Raw genomic sequence first — 5304 nt, forward strand, 5'->3', positions numbered from 1 at the left:
TTCTTTGTTCTTTTTGCTCATACTTTTTTGTTCCACTATAACCCTGGTTTCGCTGCGGTAAAGATCGGAATATTTTCTGAGCCATTTATAAACGGCGGTACGACTCACTCCGTACACATTGGTGACATCCAAAACCCGGAGGTCACCCTGTTCGATTTTTTTCACTAAATCAAGTTTTAGCTCAACACTAAAAACCCGGCGTTGTTTACCTTTTTCCATTGTTTAAAAGTTTAAGAAAAAGGGCAACTTATTTCAGTCTTAGTCAAATTTAAAGTTCACTAAGGATTTTTATTATTAATACGGTATACGATATACAGTTTTCTGTTTACCAACAATTGAATATTGGAAAGACTTCTCGATACAACATTTTTGAACTTTGAACTTTTTAAACTTTAAACTTATATGATTTCTCCATTTCGCTGCGCTTCAGTCGAAATGACATTGGAATTCGTTTGGATTTAGAAAAGAGAATATAGAAAAGAGATACAAGAGTCAGGAAACAGGATTATTATTTTAGATTTTGAACGTTGAATTTTGAATGACTTTATAACGTATACCGTAAACTGTATAATGTACTGAAGAAAACTTCTCGATACAATTTCTCATTCTTCGAAATCACTCGAAGTGACAGTTGAGTTTAAAGTTTTTAGTTGTAAGGTTCAAAATTTAATGAACGCTAAGGATTCTTTTTATTAATACAGTATACGGTATACAGTTTTCTGTTTATCTATAATTGAATATTGAAAAGACTTCTCGTTACAACATCTTTGAACTTTAAACTTTTAAACTTTAAACTTATTTAAACTTACATTGTAAAAACTACCATTCAATTGGCTTTTTACCATTGGCAATAAGATACTCGTTTGCTTTAGTAAAATGCTTGTTCCCAAACCAATAACCGCGGTTTGCACTTAAAGGTGAAGGATGCCCACTGGTTAAAATTAAATGTTTAGAGCTATCGATTTTTGAGGCTTTCTTTTTTGCATAACCACCCCAAAGCATAAAAACGACATTTTCTTTTTCTGCCGAAACAATTTCAATCACACGATCGGTAAACTGCTCCCAGCCTTTACCTTGATGCGACCCTGCCTGGTGTGCTCTTACCGTTAGTGTAGCATTGAGTAGCAATACACCCTGATCTGCCCATCGTTCCAGGTTCCCGGATTGCGGTATGCTACTACCCGTATCATTGTGGATTTCTTTAAAAATGTTTACCAGAGACGGTGGTTGCGGGATACCATCATTCACCGAAAAACAAAGTCCGTTTGCCTGTCCCGGTCCGTGATAGGGATCCTGCCCTAAAATAACAACCCGTGTATCTTCAAATTTAGAATGATCGAAAGCAGCAAAAATATGCTTCCCTTTAGGATACACATTAAAGTTTGAATATTCATTTTTAACAAATTCAACCAGATTTTTAAAATAATCTTTCTCAAATTCGGTTTCTAAATGCGTTTTCCAGCCTTCGTTGATATTTACGTTCATTATAATTTTAAGTAAATTTGCAGTGTTCCCAAAAATAGGAAAAATAAAACAACCTTTTGGGATAGAACAAAAGTGATACAAGCGATAGAATTTTAAAATGGCTATGCATACCGATTGCTGTAAAAAAGATCGGATGAATAATGAAAATTAAACCCTCGATGAGGGAATGTCTATGATAAAGATTACAGAGAAAAGCCTTGCAGATTTAGAGTTTCCGGTAGTAAGAGAGCAAATAAGCGAGTTATGTGTGACGGATCCCGGAAAAGCGAAAGCTTTAGAGATTACACCTTATAAAAACTATAAAAAAACCTATTTCGGATTACATCAAACCAACGAATATGTAAGTTCTAAAATGCAGGAAAGCCCCATTCCCAATCATGGTTTCGACCAGATTAATAATGAGCTTAAACTGCTGAATATAGAGGAGACTATTTTAGAGGTTTCGGGTTTTAGAAAAATCGCGGGTTTATCGGAAACGGTAAATACCCAAATTCGTTATTTTAATAAATTCCAGCAAATATATCCAAACTTGCATCAAACGGTTTCAGAAATCGAATATACAACGGTGCTTATCGATCAAATCAATAAAATTGTAGATCGTTTTGGTGAAATTAAGGATGATGCTTCTCCCCTTTTACAAAGCCTAAGACGTAAAATAAATTCGGTTAAGGGACAAATTAACGGTAGTTTCAACAGTGCTTTAAGCACCTATTCTTCTTATGGTTATCTTGATGATATCAGGGAGAGTGTGGTAGAAAATGTTAGGGTCCTTGCTGTAAAGGCGATGTATCGCCGTAAGGTGAAAGGTGGAATTATGGGAAGTTCTAAAACCGGAAGCATTGTTTTTATTCAGCCGGAATCCACTTTTCAGTATACCCGCGAGCTCAATAATCTTCAGTATGAAGAAAAAGAGGAAGTCAACCGGATTTTAAAAGAGCTCACCGAATTTGTGCGTCCCTTTAGATCCCTTTTAATAGCCTATCAAAAATTATTGACAAAGATCGATGTAATTGCGGCCAAAGCCAAGTACGCAGAAAAGATCAACGGAATATTACCTACAATCACCGCAGATCAGGAAATTCAGCTTAAAGAAGCCTATCATCCTCTATTACTGATCAGTAACAATAAAAAAGGAACAAAAACTTATCCGCAGGATATCGACTTAAGTAAGAATAACCGTATTGTGGTCATTTCGGGACCAAACGCCGGTGGTAAAAGTATTACACTTAAAACGGTTGGTTTACTGCAATTAATGTTGCAAAGCGGAATCTTAATTCCGGTTCACGAATTTAGCAGAGTTTCCTTTTTTAATAGGATTTTAACCGATATTGGAGATAATCAGTCGATAGAAAATCATCTAAGTACCTATTCGTACCGGTTAAAGAATATGAATTATTTTCTTCGGAAATGTGATGATAAAACGCTGTTCTTAATCGACGAATTTGGAACCGGTAGTGATCCTGAACTGGGTGGTGCTTTAGCAGAAACCTTTCTTGAAGTTTTTTACGAAAAAGAGAGTTTTGGAATTTTAACCACGCATTACGCTAACCTGAAAAAATTAGCGAACGAATTGCCCGATATGAGCAATGCAAACATGCTTTTTGATTCCAAGAGTTTAGAACCTATGTTTAAACTTCGTGTGGGAGAAGCCGGAAGTTCATTTACTTTTGAGGTCGCTCAGAAAAACGGCATTCCTTATAGTTTGATCAATCGCTCCAAGAAAAAAGTAGAGCGTGGTAAAATTCGTTTTGATCGCAGTATTGCGAAATTGCAGCAGGAACGCAGTAAGCTTCAGAAAACCACCGATTCTTTAAAACAAAAAGAGCAAAAAGCGGCGGTACAAAAAGATAAATTAGAGGAAACCAACGCCCGCATTCAGCAGAAATTAGAAGACTATCAGGAGCTTTTTGACACCAATCAGCGTATGATTTATTTAGGCCAAAAAGTAAACGATATCAGCGAAAAGTTCTTTACCAACAATAACAAAAAGGAACTTATTGGTGAATTCCTTAAAATGGTAGCGATAGAAAATTCGAAGCGTAAAAAACAAAATGCCAAACAGCGAAAGGCCGAAAAGGCAAGAGAAGAAAAAATAAAAGCTGAAGCTGAAAAGAAAGTTGAAGTAATTCGACAAAAGAAAAAAGAGGAGAAAAAGCAAGAAGAAATTGCTGCCAAAAAAGAAGCAAACAAACCAAAGGCTAAAGTAAAACTTGGTGATCGGGTACGTTTAGAAGATAGCCGAAGTGTAGGAACCCTTGACAAAATCGAAAAAGGTAAGGCCACAGTAAATTACGGTATGTTCACTACCCAGGTAGATATTGAAAAACTAGAACTGGTACAAGCCATGAAAAAATCATAATGAATATTCCCGAAGATAAAAAAATCATACTTTTTGACGGCGTGTGTAATCTTTGCAACGACGCCGTGATATTCATTATAAAACATGATAAAAACGATCAATTTCGCTTTGCCTCTTTGCAAAGTGAAATTGGTCGTAAGCTGTTAGAAGAACGCAATATAGATCCTAATTATTTGGATTCGATTATTCTTATTGAACCCGGTGTTGCCTGGTACGAAAAATCTGATGCTGCATTAGAAATTTCTAGTGATTTAAGCGGCATCTATCAAAGTCTAAAAATTTTCAAATTTTTACCAAAAGGACTTCGAGATGCAGTGTATAAAGGTATTGCTAACAATCGGTACAAATGGTTTGGAAAAAAAGAAAGCTGCATGATCCCCACCCCCGAACTTAAAACTAAGTTTTTGGATTAAATTTTCACCTTTTCCGTTCTAAAAAAAATACCCATGGAATCTCATTGGCATTGCGAACTTTGCGAACATCAAGATGTAAATTTAAAAAAAGGAAATATTTGCGGATTAACTCGAAATAAACCGAGTTTTACAGATACTTGCAATAAAATCGAATTTGGAGAAAAAAGAGAACGAAAAGTCGTCGAGACCAATGCAGAATTTCAGAAAATACTGAAAAATAAATGGTGGGTATATAGCTATTTTTTTCTGTTTAATATTTTTACAATTACACTATTCTATTTAGATTATTTATTTCTTGACTATTTTAAATACTTCTCTGTTATGACTTATGTAGTCCCTATTATAATCGCGGCAATTGCAATAACATTATTGGGAATGGGATGTGGTGCTTTGAATAATTATCGAAATAAGCTAAGTATTGCGGAAGCTAATAAATCTAAAGTTGACGCCACACTTTCAACCTACAATATTGATTATGAACTTAAGTTAGATTTTATAAAATCTTTTCATGAAGCACTAAAGGTAAAAAGTGATTTGAGATTTAAAATAAGAAAAGATTGATGAAAAACTTCTTATCGCAAACTTGTAATTGCTAATCCATCCTTTACAAAGAATGAGTATGACAAATTTCATTTGGCCTGAGTTTAACGGAATGAAAAATCTGTTTACAATTAACAATGAGCCATGAAAAATGAGCAACTCTTATCAACTGTTTTTATTGAACTTTAAATTTTAAACCTGGAATTTGAAAGCCTAAATACTTTAAACTTTTAGACTTTGTACTCTGATAGAATATAGAATCAAGATCCAGGAAGCTGGACTATTAATGTTGAATGCTGAATTTTGAATGACTTTTCATGTACAACAGCTTTTGAACTTTCAAACTTTGAACTTTCAAACTTTTTACTCAAAAACAGACTTCTCGATACATCAAATTTTTCCATTGCTTTCCAAAATTTGATACTCGAAGTGACCGTTATGGAGCTTTTTTGAATTTTAAATTTTAAATGTTGAATTTTGAATTTGGAATGACTTTTAACCGTACAA

The 5304-nt window shown here is 34.5% G+C and carries 6 protein-coding genes; 3 read left to right on the forward strand and 3 right to left on the reverse strand.

What is annotated here, in order from left to right; genetic code table 11:
- Positions 1-219 (reverse strand): transposase (locus AC13DP_RS00185; protein WP_483067084.1); only part of this gene is annotated, 219 nt, incomplete at its 3' end.
- Between the two features lie 600 nt (positions 220-819).
- Complete coding sequence (locus tag AC13DP_RS00190; protein ID WP_347407709.1) at positions 820-1485, reverse strand: uracil-DNA glycosylase; 666 nt, start codon at positions 1483-1485, stop codon at positions 820-822.
- A gap of 172 nt (positions 1486-1657) precedes the next feature.
- Here AC13DP_RS00190 and AC13DP_RS00195 point away from each other — a divergent pair, with 172 nt between their 5' ends.
- The 3 genes from AC13DP_RS00195 to AC13DP_RS00205 are packed head-to-tail and all read left to right on the forward strand — an operon-like array spanning position 1658 to position 4818.
- Positions 1658-3844 carry an endonuclease MutS2 gene (locus AC13DP_RS00195; RefSeq protein ID WP_013072124.1) on the forward strand — a complete coding sequence of 729 codons (2187 nt, stop codon included), beginning with the start codon at positions 1658-1660 and terminating at the stop codon, positions 3842-3844.
- Complete coding sequence (locus AC13DP_RS00200) at positions 3844-4257, forward strand: thiol-disulfide oxidoreductase DCC family protein (RefSeq protein WP_228251468.1); 414 nt, start codon at positions 3844-3846, stop codon at positions 4255-4257. The genes AC13DP_RS00195 and AC13DP_RS00200 overlap by 1 nt, the downstream gene beginning before the upstream one ends.
- Before the next feature lie 33 nt (positions 4258-4290).
- Entirely contained in the window at positions 4291-4818 is a 528-nt protein-coding gene (locus AC13DP_RS00205) for a hypothetical protein (protein WP_347407708.1), read from the forward strand.
- A 239-nt stretch (positions 4819-5057) separates the two neighbouring features.
- On the opposite strand, the gene AC13DP_RS00210 is transcribed toward AC13DP_RS00205, so the two are convergent.
- On the reverse strand, positions 5058-5304 hold a 247-nt coding region (locus AC13DP_RS00210; RefSeq protein ID WP_483067085.1), incomplete at its 5' end, for a hypothetical protein.

The organism is Zunongwangia sp. L-65, from assembly GCF_056859415.1.